Below are 21,459 nucleotides of genomic sequence, written 5' to 3'. Positions count from 1 at the left end.
GCTCGGCCGCATGCCCGCCGCACACCTCCTCATCGGCCCACTGCTGCGGCGCGTGGTGGACACCCGGGCGACGATCTGGGTCGAGACGGCGGCGCCCGCCGTGGTCACGGTCCGCACCGCAGGCGGCGCCACCGGCACCGCGCCCACCTTCTCGGCGTACGACCACCACTACGCCCTCGTGGTGGTGGAGGGGCTCACTCCGGACAGCGAGACCACCTACCAGGTCCTGGTCGACGACGAAATGGTCTGGCCGGTGCCGAGCAGCGGGTTCCCGCCGAGCGTGATCCGCACCCGGGCCGCCGACGACCGGGACCAGCCGGTCAACATGATCTTCGGCTCGTGCCGGGAGACCACCCAGCACGCCACCACCCGCAAGCTGCCGCCGGACGCGCTGGACGCGTACGCCCGGCGGTTGATGGCCGACCCGGAGTCGAACCCGCTGCCCGACCTGCTGGTGCTGCTCGGTGACCAGGTCTACGCCGACGTCACCTCGCCGACCGTGCGTCGGCTGCTGCGTCGACGGCGGCGGCGGCCGAAGGGCGCTCCGGCCGACCAGGTGGTGAGCTTCGACGAGTACACCAAGCTCTACCTGGAGTCCTGGCGTGACCCGGAGATCCGCTGGCTGCTCTCCACCGTGCCGAGCGTGATGATCTTTGACGATCACGAGATCATCGACGACTGGAACACCTCGGCGGCGTGGCGTGCCGAGGTGCGCGAGCAGCCGTGGTGGCAGGAGCGGATCGGCAGCGGGCTCGCCTCGTACTGGGTCTACCAGCACCTTGGCAACCTCTCCCCCGACGAGATCGTCGCCGATCCGGTCTTCGCGAAGGTCGTCGCCGCCGAGGACGCCACCAGCGTGCTGCGCGAGTTCGGCCACCGGGTCGACCAGGAGTCCGACCTGGCGCACGACACCGAGCGGTGGCGCGCGGTGCAGTACCAGTGGAGCTACGCGCTGGATCTGGGCCGGACGCGGCTGGTGATGCTGGACAACAGGTGCAGCCGGGTGCTCGAGTCCAACAACCGGGCGATGCTGCCGCCCGGCGAGTGGGCCTGGTTCCTCGACCAGGCGCACGGGGTCTACGACCACCTGGTGGTGGGTGCCTCGCTGCCCTGGCTGCTGCCGCAGGGCATTCACCACATCGAGGCGTGGAACGAGAAACTGGCGGACTCGCGCCGACCGTGGGTGGCGCGCGGGGCGGAGAAGCTGCGCCGCGCTCTGGACCTGGAGCACTGGGCGGCGTTCCGGCGTTCCTTCGAGGCGCTGGCGGAGACGTTCGCGCGCATCGGCACCGGCACGCCTCGACAGTCCGGGGCGCGGGTCGGGGCCGGTCCGGCGTACGCCCCACCGGCGTCGATCAGCGTGCTCTCCGGTGACGTGCACCACTCGTACGTGGCGCGGGCCCGGTTCGCCGATCCGGCGGTGGTGACTCCGGTGCACCAGCTCACCTGTTCGCCGATCCACAACCAGGTGCCGGCGGGCATCCGTCCGCTGATGCGGCTGGGCTGGTCACCCGGTCCGGCCGGGGCGACCCGGGCGTTGGCGCGTTCGGCGGGCGTACGCCGGCCGGGGGTGCGCTGGCGCAAGCTGGCCGGCCCGTACTTCGGTAACGCGGTCGCCACCCTGACCCATCGGGGGCGCGACGCCGACGTGGTGATCGAGGGCACCACGAGTGACGGGCACCTACGCCCGGTGATGCGGCGTCGACTCTCCGGGAGCAGCGGCGCGGGCGCGCCGTAGTCTCTACGCCGTGGATGAGCACCTGCCGGAGCCGATCCGGGCGGTTGAGCACGAGTTGACCGCTCTGCTGCGCCGTGGCCGGGCGGTCTCCTGGGAGATCGCCCGGGAGGTGCACCCGAATCTGGAGCCGAACACCTACGGGTTGCTGCTCTGGTTGCGGCGGAGCGGGTCGATCCGGTTGACCGAGTTGGCGGCGCGGCTGGGCGTGGGCAAGGGGACGCTGAGCCGGCAGATCAACGCGTTGGAGGTGCTCGGTCTGGTCCACCGCGACCCCGATCCGAGTGACCGGCGGGCCGCGCAGATCAGCCTGACCGAGCAGGGGCAGCGCCGGTTCGACGTGGCCCGCGCGGCCCGGCTGGGCGAGTTCGTGCGTGCCCTGGACGGCTGGTCGGAGCGCGACATCGAGGATTTCGCCCGGCTGCTCGGTCGGTTCAACGACTCCTGGCAGTAGCGCCCGGTGACCGGGAATAGGGTGCCGGTCGGACAAGTTGTTGCTTCAGGCAACTAAGGCATACGGTTGCTTCAGGCAACTCTCAGGCGGCCGCGCGCCCCGCCCTCCGCCGTTCCACCCCGACTCCGCTCGGAGGCAACAAACGATGAGCCAGGCGACAGTGCCTCCCCAGGCAACCGCCGTGACCATGACCCACCGGCAGATCCTGGAAGCACTCTCCGGCCTCCTTCTGGGCCTGTTCGTCGCGATCCTCTCATCCACGGTCATCTCGAACGCGCTGCCACGGATCATCACCGAACTGCACGGCGGCCAGTCCGCGTACACCTGGGTGGTGACCTCGGCCCTGCTCGCGACCACCGCGACGACCCCCATCTGGGGCAAGCTGGCCGACCTGACCAGCAAGAAGACCCTCGTCCAACTGGCCCTGGGGATCTACGTGCTGGGCTCGGTGCTGGCCGGCCTCGCCCAGGGCACCGGAGAGCTGATCGCGTGCCGGGTGCTCCAGGGCATCGGCGCCGGTGGCCTCACCGCGCTGGCCCAGGTGATCATGGCCACGATGATCGCGCCCCGCGAGCGGGGCCGCTACAGCGGCTACCTCGGCGCGGTGATGGCCGTCGGCACCATCGGCGGACCGCTGATCGGCGGCGTGATCGTGGACACCTCCTGGCTCGGCTGGCGCTGGTGCTTCTACGTCGGCGTGCCGTTCGCCATCGTCGCGCTGATCGTGCTCCAGAAGACCCTGCACCTGCCGGTCGTCAAGCGGAAGGCCGAAATCGACTGGTGGGGCGCCACCCTGATCACCGCAGCCGTGTCGCTGCTGCTGATCTGGGTCTCGCTCGCCGGCGACCAGTTCGCCTGGGCTTCCTGGCAGACCGCCGCCATGGTCGTCGGCGCGCTGATCCTCGGCGCCCTGGCGATCCGGGTCGAGACCCGGGCCGCCGAGCCCATGATCCCGCCGCGGCTGTTCCGCAACCGCACCATCACCCTCGCCGTCGTCGCCAGCATCGCGGTCGGTGTGGGCATGTTCGGCGCGTCGATCTTCCTGGGCCAGTACTTCCAGATCAGCCGCGGTCAGAGCCCGACCATGTCCGGTCTGATGACCCTGCCGATGATTCTCGGCCTGCTGGTCTCCTCCACTGTCATCGGGCGGGTCATCACCAGGACCGGCCGTTGGAAGCGGTACCTGGTGATCGGCTCGGCGCTGCTCACCATCGGCTTCGCGCTGATGGGCACCCTCCGCGCCGACACCAACTTCACACTGCTCAGCGTCTACATGCTGGTGATCGGCGTCGGCCTCGGCATGACCATGCAGAACCTGGTCCTCGCCGTGCAGAACACCGTCGGCCCGCACGAACTCGGCGCGGCCAGCTCGGTGGTGGCGTTCTTCCGCAGCCTCGGCGGCGCGATCGGTGTGTCCGCCCTCGGCGCGGTGCTCGCCCACAAGGTCAAGGACTACACCGCCGACGGGCTGGCCCAGCTCGGCATCCCGGCATCCAGCTCGGGCGGCGGCGGCACCCTGCCCGACGTGCACACCCTGCCCGGCCCGCTGCGGGCGGTGGTGGAGAGCGCGTACGGCCACGGCGCCGGCGACATCTTCCTGACCGCCGCCCCGTTCGCGCTGATCGCGCTGATCGCGGTGGCCTTCATCAAGGAGGTGCCGCTGCGCCAGCACAACGGCAACCCGGTTTCCGGCGAGGTCGAGCGGGAATCGACACTCGCCGCCGGCGCTGGCGCACCCGTGATCCGTACCGGCGAGCAGAGGTGAGGTAGAACCATGGGCGTGGGAGCACCGGACCGCGAGGAGTACGGTCCCCGGGCCCGGCCGCTGCCTTTCGAGCGCGGCACGGACGGGCCACGGGTGATCATGGTGGGCGTCGACGGCACCCGCACCTCCGAGCGGGCCGGCTTCTACGCCGCGGGGCTCGCCCGTCGGCAGGGCGCCGCGCTGGTGGTGGTCTTCGTCAGCTCGCCGAGCGGGTTGACCGCGCTGGTGCCCGGGATGGATGCGGGCGCGGTCCAGCGCACCCACGACGAGCTGGCCGACGAGCTGCGTCGGGAGTGCCGGCGCGGGGCCGAGCAGTGGAGCATTCCGGTGACCCTGGTGGTGCGGCGCGGCGACGCGTACGGCGAGCTGCGCGCCGCGGCCGACGAGTTCCAGGCCGACATGGTGGTGGTCGGGGCCTCCGAGCAGGCCGGGCACCGGCTGGTCGGCTCGGTCGCCACCCGGCTGGTCCGGGCCGGCCGCTGGCCCGTCGTCGTGGTGCCCTGATAACGGGTCGCGGCTGTCGGAGGGGCCGGGCAGGATGCGCGGCATGACCTGGATCGCACCGGAGATCACCCGGACCCCCGAACCGTACGTCGGCGACGAGCGCACCATGCTCGACGGCTGGCTCGACTACCAGCGGCAGACCCTGCTGCTCAAGTGCGCCGGCCTCACCGAGGAGCAGTTGCGCACACCGAGCGTGGAGCCGTCCGGGCTGACACTGCTCGGCCTGGTCCGGCACCTGGCCGAGGTCGAGGCCTGGTGGTTCCGGGAGAACTTCGCCGGCGCGCAGGTCGACTACCCGTACTTCACCCCGGAGACACCGGACGCCGACCACGACGTCAGCGCCGCCAACGCCGAGGCCGACTTCGCCATCTTCCACCGCGAGGTGGCGCTGGCCCGCGAGGCCGCCGCCGGCCACTCGCTCGACGAGACGTTCACCGAGGTCGGCCCGAAGAAGCGCACGTTCAACCTGCGCTGGGTGTACGTGCACATGATCGAGGAGTACGCCCGGCACAACGGGCACGCCGATCTGATCCGCGAACGCATCGACGGCGTCACCGGCGAGTGACCGGGTAGCCGTCAGTCCGGCCGCCCGGCCCGCAGCATGTGCTCGCCCAGCGGGGTCAGCGTGTGCACCACTGACGAACCGGCCCGGTGGGTGGCGATCAGTCCGGCCCGGCGCAGGGTGCTGGTGTGCTCGCTGGCGGAGGCGATCGAGATGCCCACCGCTCGGGCCACCTGTGAGGTGCTGAGGCCGTCGGCGACCACTTGCAGCACGGCGGCCCGGCTCCGGCCGAGCAGGTGGGCGAGGGGCTGGCCGGTGGCCAGTTCCCGCCGGGCCGGCCGGATCGGGTAGGTCAGCACCAGCGGGCCGGCCGGGTCGTCGAGCACAGCGGGCTGCGGCACGAAGTACGAGGGCACCAGGGTGACGCCCCTGCCGCCCGGCGACAGACCGACGTCCCCGCCGAAGGCGCACCGGTACGACAGCTCGTACGTGTCCCCCGTCGGCGTGAAGTGCAGGTAAGGGCTGAGGCCACGGAGCACGCGGTCGAGCCCTGCGTCCACGATGGCTCGACCGCGTACCGTCCGGTCGGCGTGCACCGCCGCGACGATCGTCTCCCAGTACGCGCCCACCGCGACGGCGTGGAAAGCCTCCATCGCATCGAGTAGGCGGCGTACCGCGGCTGGTTTCCCGTCGGCGAGCGGACCGACCCGGGGCGGCAGCTCGCCGGCCTCGATCCGCGGTCGTAGCTCCGCGGCGAGGGTCGCCGCCGGGGTGGCCGCGACCTCCGCCAACGCGGGGCCAAGCTCCCCACCGAAGCGGGGCGGGGTGAGGAAGTCCGGGAACCACCTCTCGCGACGGCACAGGTCCAGGTAGGGCCACATGACCGGGCGCAGTGCGGCACGGGTACGGGCCCGCCACGCGACCAGGTGTTCCGGCACGGTGGTCTGGAACACCCGTTGCCCGGCAGCCCCCAGCTCCAACAACACCGACGGCTCGGCACGCAACACGGTACGGCTGAGGTCCGCCGCGCTCAGGTGCAGAGTCACCACGGCATCGACGCTGCCACCTTTCGGGCGGGTGCGAAAGGGGCTGGAGACGATCCGGCGGTGCGGTGACCCTCGGGCCATGAAGAAGCTGCTCGCATCGGCCACCGCCGGCCTGGCCGTGCTGACCGTCGCCGTACCCGCCCCGGCGCTCGCCGAACGCCCGCGCCCCGACACGTACGTGGTCTCCCGGGCGTCCGGGGTGCTGCCCGAGGGGATCGCGGTGACCCGGGACGGCACCCTCTACGTCACCAGTCTCGGCACCGGTGCCGTCTACCGTGGTCACGTCCGCGACCGGGAGCTGCGACAGTTCCTGCCGCCGGGGGCGGACGGGCGTACCCGGGCGGCCGGGTTGCACGTCGACCGGCGGGGTCGGATCTTCGTCGCCGGCTGGGACACCGGCGCGCTCTTCGTGTACGCCCCGGACGGTGAGCTGCTGGCCCGACGGACGGGGCCGGGCGCCGCCCTCAACGACCTGGCGCTGACCGCCGACGCGGTCTACGTCACCGACTCGGCCACCGGCACGCTGTGGCGGGCGGCGCTGGACGGCCCGACGGTCGGGAACCTCGTACGGTGGCTCGCCCCCGCTGACTTCCCGGTCGCGCCGGGATTCCTCAACGGCATCGTCGTCACCGACGGCGGGCGGATCGCGCTCGTCGGCGACCAGGGCAACGGTCAGCCCGGCACCGAGCGGCTGTGGCGGGTCGACCTGGTCGGGCGGACGGCCAGGGCCGTCGAGGTGATCGACGGCCAGCTGGGCGCCGACGGGCTGCTGGTGGAGGGCGACCGGCTCTACGGGGTGGTGAACTTTCCCGACGGCGCCGGCGGCTGGGATTTCGCGGTGAACCTGGCGATCGTGGACGCCGACCGGAGAACCGCTCGGGTGGTACGGCAGTCCCGTCCGGCCGGCCTGGCGCAGTCGCCGACCACGATCGTCCGCGACGCCGGCCGGCTGCTCTGGGTGAACAGCCAGCTCAACGCGTCCGCCCCGGCGCCGCCCTTCACCGTCACCCAGGTCCCCGGGCTGCGCTGACCCGGCCCGACGCCCCGAGCGTTGGCGGGCCGGGTCACCGCGATGCCGACGAACGCGCCGCTGTCGCCTCGCTCAGTACGCCAGGGCGGCGCGCAGGTAACGGAGGTCGGCGTGGCCGCCCCAGCGGTGCGCCGACAGCCCGGCGGCCCGGGCACCTCGCACGGCCCAGTCCTCGTCGTCGACGAACAGGACCCGGGCCGGCGGGGTGGCCAGGGCCACGCAGGCGGCCTGGAAGTATTCCGGGGCGGGCTTGTGCACGCCGACCACCGAGGAGTTGACCACCACGTCCAACTCGCCGACCAGGCCGAGCGCGGCCAGGTCGGCGTCGAGCAGGTCGGTGGCGTTGGTGCCCAGCCCGACCCGGACGCCCGCCGCGCGGACCTCCCGGACGAACGCCAGCACCTCCTGGTCGACCTCTCCCCGGTAGCTCTGCCACTGCTCCACCGCAGCGCGGGCCCGTTCCGGGCTGCCCACCGATTCGGTCAGGGCGTCCGCCACACTGCTCATCCACTCGGCGTGATTGACCTGGCCGGTGAGCACCGGCTGGAGCCGCCCCCACTGCATGGCGATCTCGCCGAGCACCCCCTCGGAGAGGCCGTACTCCCGCTCCACAACGGCGGCCACCGCCGGGTCCCACCGACGCAGTACGCCGTCGAAGTCCAGCAGGAGCGCCGTCGCGCGTTCCCGAGCCACTACCCGTTCTCCTCGCCGCGGCCGTGCCGCTGGTCGTCCTCGTCGGCCCGGTTGAGCCGTTGGCTGATCACCTGGGTGACCCCGCTGCGCATGGTCACGCCGTAGAGCGCGTCGGCGATCTCCATCGTCCGCTTCTGGTGCGTGATGACGATCAGCTGACTCTTCTCCCGCAACTGTGCCAGCAGTGTGATCAGCCGGCCCAGGTTGACGTCGTCCAGGGCCGCCTCCACCTCGTCCATGATGTAGAACGGGCTGGGTCGGGCGCGGAAGATCGCCACCAGCATGGCCACCGCGGTCAGCGACCGCTCGCCACCGGAGAGCAGCGACAACCGCTTGATCTTCTTGCCCGGCGGGCGGGCCTCCACCTCGACGCCGGTGGTGAGCAGGTCGTCCGGTTCGGTGAGGATCAGCCGTCCCTCGCCGCCGGGGAAGAGCACTGTGAACACCTGCTCGAACTCGCGGGCGGTGTCCTCGAAGGCGCTGGCGAACACCTCCAGGATCCGCTCGTCCACGTCCTTGACCACGGTGAGCAGGTCCCGGCGGGTGGCCTTGAGGTCCTCCAACTGCTCGGAGAGGAACTTGAAACGCTCCTCCAGCGCGGCGAACTCCTCCAGCGCGAGCGGGTTGACCTTGCCCAGCAGGGCGAGTTCGCGTTCCGCCTTCGCGGCCCGCTTCTCCTGCACCGGCCGCTCGTAGCGCACCGGCTCGGGCACCGGCAGACCGTCCCGTTCGGCCGCCGCGACGTCGACCTGGGTCGGCGGCACGGGCTGGGTGGGGCCGTACTCGGCGACGAGCGTCTCCACGTCCAGCCCGAAGTCCTCGGCGGCCTTCGCCTCCAACTGCTCGATTCGCAGCCGCTGCTCCGCCCGGGCCACCTCGTCGCGGTGCACCTGGCTGGTCAGCCGCTCCAGCTCCGCGCCGAGCCGCTTGGCGGCGCCGCGTACCTCCTGAAGCTCCGCCTCGCGCGCGGCCCGTTCCAGGGCGACCGCGTCGCGGTGCTCCTCGGCCGTCGCGATCGAGGTGGTCAGCCGGGTCAGCGCCTCCCGGGCGCCACCGGCGACGGACCCGGCGATGCTCGCGCCCCGGGCGCGGGCGGCCCGCCGGGCCGCCGCGCGTTCCCTGGCGGCCCGTTCCGCGGTGGCCTGCCGGGCGAGGGAGTCGGCCCGGCCGGCGATCGAGGAGACCCGCTCCTCGGCGGTACGGACGGCGAGCCGGACCTCCATCTCGTTCTGCCGGGCCTGCGGCACCATGGCCGCCAGTTGGTCGCGTTCCTCGGTGGAGGGCTCGGCGTCGACCGGGGTCTCCTCGGCCAGCCGCAGCCGCTCCTCCAGTTCGGCGAGGGCGGTGAGGTCCCGTTGCCGGGCGGCCTCGGCGCGGGAGCGGGAGTCCCCGAGCCGGTCCGTCTCGGCTTTCGCGGACCGGGCTGCCGCGCCCAGCTCGGCCAGGCGGCGGGCGGCGGCGTTGCGGTGGCTCTCCGCCTCGCGCTTCTCGGCGGCGGCGTGCTGCACTGCCTCCTTGGCGGCGGCCACCTCGGCGCGCGCCTCGACCAACTGGTCACGCAGCTCCAAGGCGGCGCGTTCGGCGGTGAGCCGATTGGCGCGAGCCTCCTCCACGGCGGCCTGCACCTCGATGTAGCTGGGGGCCTTGGCCGACCCACCCGCGGCCGCGTACGCCCCGACCACGTCACCGTCCGGGGTGACCGCCCGCAGCTCGGGGTTGGTGGCGACCAGCTCCGCCGCGGCGGCGAGATCATCGACGAGCGCCACGTCGCGTAGGGCCCGGTGCACCGCCGGCCGCAGCTCGTCGCCGCACTCCACCAGGTCGGGCGCCCACCGGGCACCGTCCGGCAGCTTCGGGCGCAGCGCGTCCGCGGAGCCGGTCATGCCGGGCCCCGCCGGGCTGCCGACCAGCAGGCCGGCCCGGCCGGCGTCGGAGATCTTCAGCAGCCGCATCGCCTCGACGGCCTCGTCCACCCCACTGACGGCGACCGCGTCGGCGAGGCCGCCGAGCGCGGCGGCCAGCGCGGCCTCGTGGCCCGGGGCGACGGTGAGCAGCCCGGCGAGGCTGCCGAGCAGGCCGGGCACGTCCCCGGCGCGGGCGAGCAGGGCCCCCGCACCGTCCTTGCGCCGCAGCCCCAGGGCGAGCGCCTCCTCCCTGGCCTTCCAGGTGGCGGCGTCCTTCTCCGCCGCCCGCTCGGCGTCGGTCAGTGATCGGACGCTGGCCTGTGCCCGCTCCTGCACGGCGACCGCCTCGGCGTGCCGGGCATCCAGGTCCGCGTTGTCCCGGTCGGCCTCGGTGGACTGGGCGGCGACCGCGTCCAGGTCGGCCTGCGCCTGCTCGGCGCGGCCCAGCGCGTCGGCGTGCGCGATGGCGAGGCGTTCGATCTCCTCGCCGGCGCTGGTGGTCCGAGCCCGGGCGGAGTTGACCTGGCCGGTGAGCCTCGCCATTCCCTCCCGCCGGTCGGCGATGGCCTTGGCGGCGGCGACCAGCTCCCGTTCGGCGGCGGCGAGCTGCCGTTCCAGCTCCTGGCGGTGCTCGACCGCCTCGGCCAGTCGGATCTGGTCGTCGGTGAGCGCGCCGCGCAGCTCCTCCTCCTGCTCGCGGACCCGCTCGGCCTCGGCCTCCAGCTGGTCCGGGTCGCGGCCGGGTCGCTCGTCGTCGCCGGTGGCGCTCAGGTGCCGCAGCCGTTCCCGGGCCAACTGCTCGATCGAGCGGAAGCGTTCCTGCAGGGCGGACAGCTTGTACCAGGTGTCCTGGGCGGCGGCGAGCAGCGGAGCGTCCTCCGCGAGGGCGGCCTCCAGCTCACCGAGCCGGCCCTGCACCTCGGCGTGCTCGCCCTCGATCTGCTCACGCCGCTCGCGCAGCGCGGTCTCGTCGGCGATCTCCCGATCCAGGGTGGTCCGCAGGGTGGCCAGGTCGTCGGCGAGCAGGCGCAACCGGGCGTCGCGCAGGTTGGCCTGGATGGCGGCGGCGCGTCGGGCCACCTCGGCCTGCCGGCCCAGCGGCTTGAGCTGACGACGCAGCTCGGCGGTGAGGTCGGTGAGGCGGTTGAGGTTGGTCTGCATCGCGTCGAGCTTGCGCAGCGCCTTTTCCTTGCGCTTGCGGTGCTTGAGGACGCCGGCCGCCTCCTCGATGAACGCGCGGCGGTCCTCCGGCTTGGCGTGCAGCATGCCGTCGAGGCGGCCCTGCCCGACGATGATGTGCATCTCCCGGCCGATGCCGGAGTCGGAGAGCAGTTCCTGGATGTCGAGCAGCCGGCAGGAGTTGCCGTTGATCTCGTACTCGCTCTCGCCGGAGCGGAACATCCGGCGGGTGATGGAGACCTCGGTGTATTCGATCGGCAGCGCGCCGTCGGTGTTGTCGATGGTCAGGGTGACCTCGGCGCGGCCCAGCGGCGCCCGACCGGCGGTGCCGGCGAAGATGACGTCCTCCATCTTGCCGCCACGCAGCGCCTTGGCGCCCTGCTCGCCGAGCACCCAGGCGATGGCGTCGACGACGTTGGACTTGCCCGAGCCGTTCGGGCCCACCACACAGGTGATCCCGGGTTCCAGCTTCAACGTCGTGGCGGAGGCGAAGGACTTGAACCCCTTCACCGTCAGGCTCTTGAGATACACCTACTCGATCCTCGTCCGGTGGCCGCCGTACCGTCGCCGGCTGTGGGGACCTGGGTGAACTCGCAGACTAACCCGGCGGTGGGAGCGGGCCGGCACGCGACCCGCCCCGCGTCGCGTCGACCGTGGGGGGCGCTGCCGTTCTGTCGCCCGCAAAGAAAGGCAAGCACCTTTCATGATCGCTTATCCATCGACGCGCTTTTCGGTAACTGCGAGGTGCGCTTCCCCGACCCATCGCAAGATCATGAATGGTCGGTGTCGAAAAGGTGCCGGACAGTGTTGCGCGCCGGCACAGAGGTGTCGGCGCGCATTTTTGCGGTGGTGCGATTCAGTTTTGAGGACCTGAAGATCAGGTCAGCGCCGGCTCGGCCAGACGGAGCAGATCGTCCGCCTCCGCCGCAGCCGCCGCGAGCCGATCATTGTCGGCACGCAGACGCGTGATCTCGAACTCCAGTGCCTGGACCCTGGCACGCAGTCGGGTGACCTCGTCGAGCAGACGCCGGTCGGGCGCTGCACCTACGTGGCCGTAGAGGGCCTTCGCCATGCTGACTCCTTGATATGCGCTGCCGGAAAGGCCGGCCAACGCGCGCCCATTTGTACGCGGCTGTCATTCCAGGCTGTATCTGGGCATGACCGGGCGCGACTGGCGACACCTATATATTGAGCCGCAAACCCCTCCTTCGTCAAGTTCTCGCAGGCCGTAGATCATCTCCACGTCGACCTGTCCACTTGTCGGGGGGCTGCCGCAAGGCACGGACACTCTCTGTCCGGACGCCTTTACTGTACGCCCGGATCCGCCGAAGTCCGCACCCTGGCGTCCGACTTCGCCTTAACTCTTTCTTAGCCACGTTGCCGCAGGTCGTAGGCGCGCCGTAGCGTCACCCCGGCCCGCAACCGACCCCTGGAGGCATAGGCGTGTACGGCTGGACCGATCCGATGGACCCGAACGGCGCCCCCCGGCGCACCGGAGGGCCGACCGACGAGCCGGCCTGGCTGCACGACCGCCCGGAGCCCCGCTCGGCCTATCTGTTCGGTGACGAGCCCGGTCAGCCGGGCGACGAGTGGCACCGGGAGCAGCCCACCAGCGGCCGACAGCCGGAGCCGGCGACGCCCGCGGAGGCGCACACGGCGCCATGGCCGGCCCACCAGCCGGACGGTGCGAACAGCCGCTGGGGCGACAACCGCCCGGGGCCGCAGGACACCGGCGGTTGGCACGCCGAGAATGAGGCGCCCGGCGGCTGGCAGCCCGACAGCGACCCGGAGACCAGCAACGGCTGGCGCGCCGCCGCCGAGACCGGGCGGACCGCAGAGGGACGGCACCGCTCCCCACGCCGCTGGCGCAAGCCGCTGATGATCGGGGGCGCCGCCGCGGCCGCCACCCTCGTGGTGAGCTTCGGCGTCGGCGCGCTCGCGCTTCCCGGCGGTGACGACGGGGCCGCGCAACCGACGGCCGTCGACGACTCCTACGCCGCGTCGGCCGTACCGACCGAGGAGCCGGTGCTGGACACCCTCGCCGCGCCCTCCCCGTCCGCCACACCCAGCCCGACGTCGCCGAGCCCGACGCCGAGCAAGGTCGTCAAGCCCACGCCGACATCGCCGCGGAGCACCGCGGCGTCACGGCGCAGCGTCGCGCGCACCAGCGCGCCGAGCAGCACCGGCGGCTCCACCAACACCGGCGGCTCCAGCGGCTCGGTCAGCGCCCAGGCCCGCGAGGTGGTGGACCTGGTCAACGCCGAACGAGCCAAGGCCGGCTGCAAGGCGCTCAGCATCGACGACAAGCTGATGACTGCCGCCCAGCGGCACAGCCAGGATCAGGCCGACCACCAGAACATGTCGCACACCGGCAGCGACGGCAGCAACGCCGGCACCCGGCTGGACCGGGTCGGCTACACCTGGCGCACGTACGGCGAGAACGTGGCCTGGAACCAGAAGACCCCGGCCGCGGTCATGGACGCCTGGATGAACAGCTCCGGCCACCGGGCAAACATCCTGAACTGCGCGTTCACCGAGATCGGCGTCGGCATCGCCAGCAGCAACGGACCGTACTGGACGCAGGTCTTCGCGGCGCCGCGCTGATCGCGCGTCGTTCCCGCCCCCGCGCTCGTTTGACCCGGTGAGGTACGTCGGGCCGGAGCGTGGGGGCCGCGTACCGGTGCGGGCGGCGACCGGCCGTCCGGGACCCGGGAGCTGCCGATGCGGATCCGGCCACGGCGACGCGTCGCCGTACGCCCACTGCGCCGCGCCCTGTCGGCCAGCGTCGTGCTCGTGCTGGTGCTGCCGGCGTACGGGTGCCGTCCCGCGCTGACCCCACCCGGCGCGCCCACCGCCTGGCCGACGGAACAGGCCCGGCAGTGGCAGTGGCAGTGGCAGCTCAGCGGCCCGCTCGATCCGGCGGTGGACGCCGACGTCTTCCTGCTCGACCCGGTGACCACCACCGCCGCGCAGACCGCCGAGCTGCGCTCTCGGGACCGCCGGTTGATCTGCCAGGTGAACGTGGGGTCGGTCGGCTCCGACGACCCGGACGCCAACCGGTTCCCGGAGATCGTCCGGGGCGCGGCCGGGCGTCGACCCGACAGCCGGTGGCTGGACGTCCGGAGTTGGGACGCGCTCCGGCCGGTGCTGGCCGACCGTTTCCGACTCTGCCGGGGCAAGGGCTTCGGCGCGGTGGCGCTCTTCGACGCCGACGGGTACGCGGCCCGCACCGGCTTTCCGCTCGACTTCGACGACCAACTGCTGTTCAACCGCCGGCTGGCCGAGCTGGCCCGCTCGCTGAGCCTCTCCCCCGGGCTGGCCAACGATGTGCCGCAGCTCGCCGCGCTCGCCCCGGACTTCGACTTCGCGGTCAACGAGGAGTGCGTCCGGCTGGCCCAGTGCGCCAAACTGCTGCCGTTCAGCGACGCCGGCAAGCCGGTCTTCCACGTGGAGTACACCGGCTCCACCGACGACTTCTGTGTCACCACTGTCGGCTACGGCTTCGCGTCGATCCGCAAGGACCGCACCCTGGACGCCTCCCGGGAAGCCTGCCCCCTGCCCTGATCCCGGCCCCGCCGCCCAGCCCCGCCCTCGCCCAGCCCCCGCCGCTGCGCGGCCGCCGCTTGATCGACTCGGGTTTCATGATGTCGCGGTATCCGGCGACCTTGGACACCGCGACATCAATGAAACGGAGTTGATCAAGCAGCGGGCGGGGGCCGCGGGGGCGGTACCCGGCTGGGGTTACGGCACCGGCACCAACTCCGGCGCGGGGGCCGGCGGGTCGGCCGGGGCGGCCGGCGGGCGCGGGCGCAGGAAGCGCGGGGCCCACCAGTTGGCGTCGCCGAGCATGGTCATCAATGCCGGCAGCACCACGCCCCGGATGATGGTGGCGTCCAGCAGGATCGCCGCCGCCAGACCGATGCCGAGCTGCTTCATGTCGATGGTGCTCAGCGTGGCGAAGATCGAGAACACTCCGACCATCACGATCGCCGCGCTGGTCACCACCCCGGCCGACGAGGTGATCCCGTACGACACGGCGTCACGGTTGGCCAGGCCGGAACGGACGCCCTCGCGGATCCGACTGACCACGAAGACGTGGTAGTCCATCGAGAGGCCGAACAGCACCACGAAGAGGAACAGCGGCAGCCAGGACACGATCGCGCCCATCGACGTGAAGCCCAGCAGCCCCTGCGCCCACTCGCCCTGGAAGACCAGCACCAGCAGGCCGTACGCGGCACCGGCGGAGAGCAGGTTCAGCGCGATCGAGCTGGCCGCGATGACCACCGACCGGAAGGTGAACGCCATGACCAGGAAGGTCAGCACCAGCACGAAGCCCATGACCAGCGGCAACTTGTCCCGCACGTGCTGTGCGTAGTCCTCGCTGTCGGCCACGCCCCCGCCCACCGCGTACTCGATGCCGGGGATGCCCCGCAGCTCGGCCGGGACCAGGTCGCCGCGCAGCTTCTCCAGCGACTGCACGGACCGGTCGTCGCGACTGGCGTACGGGGTCGGCACGTCCAGCACCGTGACCCGTCGGTCGGCCGACACCTCGATCTTCGGGCCGTCCGCCTCGGCCGGGGCGAACAGCGGATCGCCGGCCGCCCGGGCGGACAGGTCGGTGAGGGCGGCGTGTACCCGGTCGGCCTGGTCGGCGGGCGCCCGGACGGCCACCACGTGATTGGTCCCGGCGCTCGGGAAGGCCGCGGTGAGCCGGTCGTACGCCTGCATGGCCGGGGTCGTGCGGGGCAGGTCCTCCATGCCGGGGAACTTCAGTTTCATTCCGAGCGCCGGCGCGGCCAGCGCGAGCAGCAGCCCGACCGAGATGACAAGCGTCGCGACCGGCGCGCGCAGCGCGGGCCGGAGCACCGCGGGCCACAGCCGGGGCGCGCGGGGTCCACCGTGCCGGCCGGTGCGCGGCGCGGTGAGTCGCCAGAGCAGCGGCACCCGGGGCCGGTCCACCCAGCGGCCGAGTCGGGCCAGCAGCGCGGGCAGGACGGTCAGCGAACCGGTCACCGCGACGGCCACCACGAGGATCGAGCCGATGGCGAGGGACGAGAAGACCACATCGCCGGCGAGCAGCAGCCCGGCCATCGAGATGATCACCGCGAAGCCGGAGACCACCACGGCGTGCCCGGAGGTCTCCGCGGCGATCTCCACCGCGTCCAGCCCGGACCGGCCCTTGGCGCGTTCCTCCCGCTCCCGACGGATGTAGAACAGCGAGTAGTCGACACCGACCGCCATGCCGATCAGCAGGATCACCGGTGCCGTGGTGTCGGTGGCCGGCACCAGGTGCGAGGCGAGGGTGGACAGACCCATCGCGGCGGCCACCGAGGAGAGCGCCAGCAGCACCGGCACGCTCGCCGCGATCAGCGCGCCGAACGCGATGATCAGGATCGCCAGGGTGACCGGCAGACTGAGCAGCTCGGCGCGCTTGAAGTCCTTGCCCAGGGTGTCGTCGAGGGCCTGACCGATCGACGGCCCGCCGACCTGCTCGACGCGCAGTTCGGGGTGCGCCGCCTGCACGGCTGCGGTGGCGTCCCGCAGCGGCTGCACCCGCTCCGAGGCGGTCTCCGGGTCGCCCGACATGGTGATCGGCAGCAACAGCGCCGAGCCGTCCCGCGCGGTGACCGGCTGGCCCACCCCGGCAACCCCGGCGACGGTACGCAGCCGGGCCGCCGCGTCGTCGGCCGCCGCCTTCGCCGCCGCCTGGTCCAGTGCACCACCGGTGGAGGTGATCAGGACGTTGTCCACGGCCGGGTCGGCGAAGTCACCGGCGTCCACGATCAGGCTGGCCCGTCCCGCCTCGCCGATCGCCTGGTCGCTGTTGGTGGCCTCGTTGAGTCCGGCGGCGTTGCCGCCGACGAAGCACACCGCCACGAACACGGCCCACAGTGCGATCGCCCGCCACGGGTGCTCGGCGCTCCACCGCGCCAGCCGCACCGTCACCGGTCTTCTGCCCATCTCGGATCCCCCTGTCACGTCAGCCCCCGGTCAACTGTGCTGACGCTAGGTGCGCGACGAGGCGGTCACATCGGGGATCGACCCCGGCCCACCCTGGAACCATCGGACCGGGAGCGGGGGTGCGTTCCGCGGGCGTCAGCCCGCGATCCGGGCGTACCCCGGGGTCCAGCCCGGAGCGACCCGCCGCGACCCGCCGGCGGCGCCCCGAGCGGGCTCCGGGTCATCCCCGAAGGGACCCCCGGGGCCGTGGCTGACAGCGCGGGCAGCTGTACGACGACCGGTTCATGAACGCTTCCCGGCGGATCGGCGCGCCGCACCGGCGGCACGGCTCGCCCTCGCGGCCGTAGGCGTTGAGCGCCCTGTCGAAGTAGCCGCTCTCGCCGTTGACGTTGACGTAGAGGGCATCGAAGCTGGTGCCGCCCTCCTTGATCGCCTCGGCCAGCACGTCGCGGACGTGACCGAGCAGGCGCTGCGCGGCCGGAGCGGTCAGCGCGTCGGTGGGTCGGGTGCCGTGCAGCCGGGCGCGCCAGAGCGCCTCGTCGGCGTAGATGTTGCCCACCCCGGAGATCAGGGTCTGGTCGAGCAGGGCCCGCTTCACCTCGGTGTGCCGGCGGCGCAGCGCCGCGACGAACGCCGCGTCGGAGAACTCCGGGTCCATCGGGTCGCGGGCGATGTGTGCGATCTCGTCGGGCAGCTCGGCGCCGCCCTCGCTCACCGAGAGCCCACCGAACGTGCGCTGGTCGACGAAGCGCAGCTCCGGGCCGTCGTCGCTGAACCGGAACCGGACCCGCAGGTGGGTCTCGTCCACTGTGCCGGGTGGCTGGAGCAGCAGCTGACCCGACATGCCGAGGTGCCCGACGATCGCGTCACCGCTGTCCAGTGGCAGCCACAGGTACTTACCGCGACGGCGGGCGTCCAGCACCGTCCGGCCGGCGAGCACGTCGGCGAAGTGCACGTCGCCGGGAGCGTGCCGGCGGACCGCACGCGGATGACGGACCTCGACCGAGGCGATCCGCCGGCCGACGACCCACTGGGCCACCCCCTGCCGGACGGTCTCCACCTCGGGCAGCTCAGGCACGCGCCGGCCCCGTCTCGTGGCCGTCGGCGCCCCCGGCCGGCAGCGCCTGCGCCAGGTGGTCGGCCTGCTCGGCCGAAGCGGCCCGCTCGGCACGCTCCAGCGGCCCGAACGGCTCACCCCGGTCGGCCGCGTCGTCCCGGTCGGTCGGCTGGTTCTGGCGGTCGCCGGCCCGACCATCCTGGCCATCGTCGCCGTTCTGGTCGTTCTGCTCGGCGAGCGTGCGCCAGGCGGCCTCGGCGGCCCGCTGCTCGGCCTCCTTCTTGCTGCGCCCCTCCGCGCCGCCGTACCGGTTGCCGGCCACCACCACCCAGGCGGTGAACGTCTTGAGGTGATCCGGGCCGGTGCCCTCGATGCGGTACTCCGGCACGCCCAGCCCGAGCGCCGCCGTCAACTCCTGGAGACTGGTCTTCCAGTCCAGGGCGGCGCCGCGACCGGCCGACTCGGCCATCAGCGGGTCGAAGAGCCGGTGGATGACGATCCCCGTGGTGTCCAGGCCGTACTGCAGGTAGATCGCGCCGAGCAGCGCCTCCAGCGTGTCGGCGAGGATGCTCGCCTTGTCCCGGCCACCGGTCGTCTCCTCACCCTTGCCGAGCAGCAGGTACGCGCCGAGCCCCTCCGGGCCCAGACCGCGGGCCACGTCGGCGAGCGCCCGCATGTTGACCACGCTGGCCCGCAGCTTGGCGAGTTGCCCCTCGGGCAGATCCGGGTGGTTGTGGAAGAGCGCCGTGGTGATCACCACGCCGAGCACCGAGTCGCCGAGGAACTCCAGCCGCTCGTTGGTGGGCAGCCCGCCGTTCTCGTACGCGTACGACCGGTGGGTCAACGCGCGCTGGAGCAGCTCGGGTTCCAGGCTCACGCCGAAGGCGGCTTCCAGGTGACCGACGGACGCCCGCCGCCGCTTGTCGTTGCTCATGTGCGTACCTCGGTGTCGGTGGAGCGATCGGTGCGATTCGTCGCGGCGTTGCCGTCGAGCAACGCGGAGACCAGATCGGTGGCGCGCCGCCGCCACAGGTGGGCGGCGAGAGCTATGCCGGAGGCGACGTCGTCGGCGCGGGCGGACCCGTGGCAGACGACCACCGTCCCGACGACACCCAACAGGGCCGCCGCGCGGGGGGCGCCGCCCTGCGCGGGTGGGCCGCCGGCCATCGCGTACGCGCCCTCAATGGCCTTCAGCAGCACGTTACCGGTGAACCCGTCGGTGACGACGACATCGGCGCGCGCGCCGAGGGCCACGTCGAACCCCTCGACCAGACCGACGTAGTGCGCCCCACCGGGCAGCGGTTCGACGGCGAGCAGCGGGTCGGTGGCGCGGCGAACCCGGTCGCCCTTGCCGGCCTCGGTGCCGACCGAGAGCAGCCCGACCCGGGGCGCGGCGATCGAGTGGGCCACCGCCGCGTAGGCGGCGCCGAGCACGGCGTGCCGGGCGAGGGTGGCCGGGCGGGGTTCCAGGGAGCCGCCGACATCGAGCAACACGACCGGCCCCGCCACGGCGGGCAGGGTGGCGGCCAGCGCAGGTTGGCGGATCTCCGGTGACCGGCCGAGGCCGAGCACGGCCGCGGTGACGGTGGCACCGGTGGCGCCGGCGGAGACCAGGGCGTCGGCGGTCCCGTCCCGGACGGCGGTGACCGCGGCCCGGACGGTGCTCTCGGCGCGGGCGGCGCTGGGATGGTCGGCCATGCCGACGACATCGCGGACGGGCCGCACGGTGATCCGGGCGCGTTGCGCCGGATCGAGGGCGGCAATCAGCTCGTCGGCGACCTCGGTCGGACCGACGAGAAGCAGATGCAGGTCAGGGTCGGCGCGCATGGCCCGCAGAGCGCCGTCAACCACGACGGCGGGAGCGTCGTCCCCGCCGAGGAGGTCAACGGCGATCCGCGCGGCGCCCGGCTCCACCGGAACGCCGGCCGGGTTAGGCCGGCCGGCGTCGGAGGGAGCCGGAGCACCGGGCGAATGCCAGGATGCGCGCGCCGCCCGACCTGGGGTCGGGGGCGTCACTCGGCGTCCAGGTCAGACCTCGAGAACCTGGCGGCCGTTGTAGGTGCCGCAGACGGAGCAGGCGGCGTGCGGCAGCTTCGGGGACTTGCACTGCGGGCACGCAACGGTCGCGACCACGGTCGCCTTCCAGTTCGCCCGGCGGGACCGGGTGTTGCTGCGCGACATCTTGCGCTTCGGGACGGCCACGGTTCTTACTCCTCTGTAACGGTCAGTTGCGACAGGCCCGCCCAACGCGGGTCGATCTGCTGGTGACTGTGGTCGGCCGGCAGATCGTCCCAGTGCGCCCCACATTCGGGGCACAGTCCTGGGCAGTCCTCCCGGCAGAGCGGGTTGGTCGGCAGCGTGAGCACCAACGCGTCCCGCAGCGCCGGCTCCAGGTCGATCAGATCGCCCTGCATCCGGCCCACCTCGTCCTCGTCGGTCGTGGCGTCCGTGGTGCTGTCCTCGTACGCGTACAGCTCCTGGATCGTCACGGCCATCGAGTCGTTGATCTCGCGCAGGCAACGGCCGCACTCGCCCCGGACGGGACCGGTGATGGTCCCGGAGACGAGCACGCCCTCGGACACCGACTGCAACCTCAGATCGAGGTCGAGGTCCGCGCCCTCCGGCACGCCGATCAACTCCACACCGAGGTCCGCCGGTGCCGGCACGACCCGCTGGACCTCACGCAACGCGCCAGGGCGACGCGGCAGGTCCCTCGTGTCGAGGACCAGCGGCGACCTGGGGTTGAGTGTCGATGGCGAGTGCTTGGGCATAGTTAGACTCCGGCCGGTGAGAGGCCGACAAAAAAGGTTACCTGGACGACCGCCGGACCGTCGAACCGGGGGCGACGCCCGCCTGAGAAGTCGGCTGGTGAGGTGCCGCTCAGAAGGGTAGCGGGCGTTCCGCCTCATCCCCAGCGAAGGTGCCGATCTCCCGCAGCGCGTGCATCTTGTCCCGGCCGCGCTCTATCGAGGCCAGCGCCCGGGTGAGGAACTGCTCGAAGTTGGCCAACGCGGTGTCGACGTAGTCGTCGACCTCCTCCCGCAGGCGCTGCGCCTCGGCGCGGGCCTCACCGATGATCCGGGCACCCTCGTGCTCGGCGGACACGGTGATCTCGTTCACCGAGACCAGGCGGGCGTGTTCTGCCTCACCCTCGCTGATGATCCGGTCCGCCTCGCGCTTGCCGGCTTCCATGATCTTGTCGCGCTCCTCCAGGAGGGCGGCGGCACGACGCAGGTCGGCGGGGAGATCGGCGCGCATCTCGTCGAGGGCAGCGATCATCTCACCCCGGTCGACCATGCAGTTGTTGCGCGACATCGGGACGGAGCGGGCCTGCTCCAGGATGGCGATCAGTTCGTCGATGCGATCGAGCGGGTCCACCGGCTACCTCACTCCTGTCGTTCGTCGGCCGACCTCCATGATGCGGGCTACGGCCGTTCCCCGCGCCACCAATCATGTCGTGCCCGCCCCACCGCCGCCCCACTCACCCCATCCCGGCGAGTCGCGACATAGTCACCCCCCGCGTCCCCATCATCGGCGTCGATCTTGCACTTCCTGTTGCGTCAAATCGCCTCAGAAGGAGCGATCCGGGAACCATAAGTGCAAGATCGCGGGAAGTGAGGGGGTCGGAC

Annotated in this window: 19 protein-coding genes; 8 read left to right on the top strand and 11 right to left on the bottom strand. The window is 72.5% G+C overall.

Going from position 1 to position 21,459, the window contains the following annotated elements; all coding sequences use genetic code 11:
- Positions 1-10: 10 nt before the first annotated feature.
- The 5 genes from KBX26_RS15920 to KBX26_RS15900 all read left to right on the top strand — a co-directional run bounded on the left by KBX26_RS15920 (position 11) and on the right by KBX26_RS15900 (position 5,023).
- Entirely contained in the window at positions 11-1,738 is a 1,728-nt protein-coding gene (locus KBX26_RS15920; RefSeq protein ID WP_210865769.1) for an alkaline phosphatase D family protein, read from the top strand.
- Positions 1,739-1,748: 10 nt separating this feature from the next.
- A complete protein-coding gene (locus KBX26_RS15915) occupies positions 1,749-2,189 on the top strand; it encodes a MarR family winged helix-turn-helix transcriptional regulator (RefSeq protein ID WP_245233712.1) in 441 nt (146 codons plus the stop codon).
- A 145-nt stretch (positions 2,190-2,334) separates the two neighbouring features.
- Complete coding sequence (locus KBX26_RS15910; RefSeq protein ID WP_030335258.1) at positions 2,335-3,954, top strand: MDR family MFS transporter; 1,620 nt, start codon at positions 2,335-2,337, stop codon at positions 3,952-3,954.
- A gap of 9 nt (positions 3,955-3,963) precedes the next feature.
- The gene (locus KBX26_RS15905) at positions 3,964-4,458 is read left to right on the top strand and encodes a universal stress protein (RefSeq protein WP_030335260.1); all 495 of its coding nucleotides are present in this window, start codon (positions 3,964-3,966) and stop codon (positions 4,456-4,458) included.
- Between the two features lie 43 nt (positions 4,459-4,501).
- On the top strand, positions 4,502-5,023 hold the full coding sequence (locus KBX26_RS15900; protein WP_210865768.1) for a DinB family protein: 522 nt from the start codon (positions 4,502-4,504) through the stop codon (positions 5,021-5,023).
- An 11-nt stretch (positions 5,024-5,034) separates the two neighbouring features.
- On the opposite strand, the gene KBX26_RS15895 is transcribed toward KBX26_RS15900, so the two are convergent.
- Complete coding sequence (locus tag KBX26_RS15895; protein ID WP_210858525.1) at positions 5,035-6,009, bottom strand: helix-turn-helix transcriptional regulator; 975 nt, start codon at positions 6,007-6,009, stop codon at positions 5,035-5,037.
- A 76-nt stretch (positions 6,010-6,085) separates the two neighbouring features.
- Here KBX26_RS15895 and KBX26_RS15890 point away from each other — a divergent pair, with 76 nt between their 5' ends.
- On the top strand, positions 6,086-7,036 hold the full coding sequence (locus KBX26_RS15890; protein ID WP_030335265.1) for an SMP-30/gluconolactonase/LRE family protein: 951 nt from the start codon (positions 6,086-6,088) through the stop codon (positions 7,034-7,036).
- A gap of 72 nt (positions 7,037-7,108) precedes the next feature.
- Here KBX26_RS15890 and KBX26_RS15885 read toward each other — a convergent pair whose 3' ends face one another.
- The 3 genes from KBX26_RS15885 to KBX26_RS15875 all read right to left on the bottom strand — a co-directional run bounded on the left by KBX26_RS15885 (position 7,109) and on the right by KBX26_RS15875 (position 11,884).
- On the bottom strand, positions 7,109-7,729 hold the full coding sequence (locus tag KBX26_RS15885) for an HAD family hydrolase (RefSeq protein WP_210865767.1): 621 nt from the start codon (positions 7,727-7,729) through the stop codon (positions 7,109-7,111).
- Complete coding sequence (gene smc / locus KBX26_RS15880; RefSeq protein ID WP_210865766.1) at positions 7,729-11,343, bottom strand: chromosome segregation protein SMC; 3,615 nt, start codon at positions 11,341-11,343, stop codon at positions 7,729-7,731. The genes KBX26_RS15885 and smc overlap by 1 nt, the downstream gene beginning before the upstream one ends.
- A 346-nt stretch (positions 11,344-11,689) precedes the next feature.
- Positions 11,690-11,884, bottom strand: coding sequence for a hypothetical protein (locus KBX26_RS15875; protein ID WP_007456482.1), 195 nt, complete (start codon positions 11,882-11,884; stop codon positions 11,690-11,692).
- Positions 11,885-12,255: 371 nt separating this feature from the next.
- Between KBX26_RS15875 and KBX26_RS15870 the strand changes: the two genes are divergently transcribed.
- The gene (locus KBX26_RS15870) at positions 12,256-13,416 is read left to right on the top strand and encodes a CAP domain-containing protein (RefSeq protein ID WP_030335272.1); all 1,161 of its coding nucleotides are present in this window, start codon (positions 12,256-12,258) and stop codon (positions 13,414-13,416) included.
- A gap of 117 nt (positions 13,417-13,533) precedes the next feature.
- The gene (locus KBX26_RS15865) at positions 13,534-14,376 is read left to right on the top strand and encodes an endo alpha-1,4 polygalactosaminidase (RefSeq protein WP_210865765.1); all 843 of its coding nucleotides are present in this window, start codon (positions 13,534-13,536) and stop codon (positions 14,374-14,376) included.
- 177 nt (positions 14,377-14,553) lie between these two features.
- Here KBX26_RS15865 and KBX26_RS15860 read toward each other — a convergent pair whose 3' ends face one another.
- From KBX26_RS15860 to KBX26_RS15830, 7 genes are all read right to left on the bottom strand, one after another.
- Entirely contained in the window at positions 14,554-16,773 is a 2,220-nt protein-coding gene (locus tag KBX26_RS15860) for an MMPL family transporter (protein ID WP_210865764.1), read from the bottom strand.
- Between the two features lie 220 nt (positions 16,774-16,993).
- Positions 16,994-17,851: a bifunctional DNA-formamidopyrimidine glycosylase/DNA-(apurinic or apyrimidinic site) lyase gene (mutM, locus tag KBX26_RS15855; RefSeq protein ID WP_030335278.1), complete on the bottom strand. Its 858-nt coding sequence runs from the start codon at positions 17,849-17,851 to the stop codon at positions 16,994-16,996.
- Positions 17,844-18,764, bottom strand: coding sequence for a ribonuclease III (gene rnc, locus KBX26_RS15850; protein ID WP_030335280.1), 921 nt, complete (start codon positions 18,762-18,764; stop codon positions 17,844-17,846). Before rnc ends, mutM begins: the two co-directional genes overlap by 8 nt.
- Positions 18,761-19,744 carry a phosphate acyltransferase PlsX gene (locus KBX26_RS15845; protein WP_210865763.1) on the bottom strand — a complete coding sequence of 328 codons (984 nt, stop codon included), beginning with the start codon at positions 19,742-19,744 and terminating at the stop codon, positions 18,761-18,763. The genes rnc and KBX26_RS15845 overlap by 4 nt, the downstream gene beginning before the upstream one ends.
- 114 nt (positions 19,745-19,858) lie before the next feature.
- Positions 19,859-20,032 (bottom strand): 50S ribosomal protein L32, encoded by a 174-nt coding sequence (rpmF, locus tag KBX26_RS15840; RefSeq protein ID WP_030335284.1) that lies wholly within the window; start codon positions 20,030-20,032, stop codon positions 19,859-19,861.
- A gap of 5 nt (positions 20,033-20,037) precedes the next feature.
- A complete protein-coding gene (locus KBX26_RS15835) occupies positions 20,038-20,601 on the bottom strand; it encodes a DUF177 domain-containing protein (protein WP_030335285.1) in 564 nt (187 codons plus the stop codon).
- A 109-nt stretch (positions 20,602-20,710) separates the two neighbouring features.
- Positions 20,711-21,208 (bottom strand): hypothetical protein, encoded by a 498-nt coding sequence (locus KBX26_RS15830; RefSeq protein WP_030335287.1) that lies wholly within the window; start codon positions 21,206-21,208, stop codon positions 20,711-20,713.
- Positions 21,209-21,459 lie beyond the last annotated feature (251 nt).

It is taken from the genome of Micromonospora sp. C97, assembly GCF_018070385.1.
Taxonomy (GTDB): domain Bacteria; phylum Actinomycetota; class Actinomycetes; order Mycobacteriales; family Micromonosporaceae; genus Micromonospora; species Micromonospora parva.
Note: the sequence above shows the minus strand (reverse complement) of the source record. Positions and strands in the feature narration are given on the sequence as shown.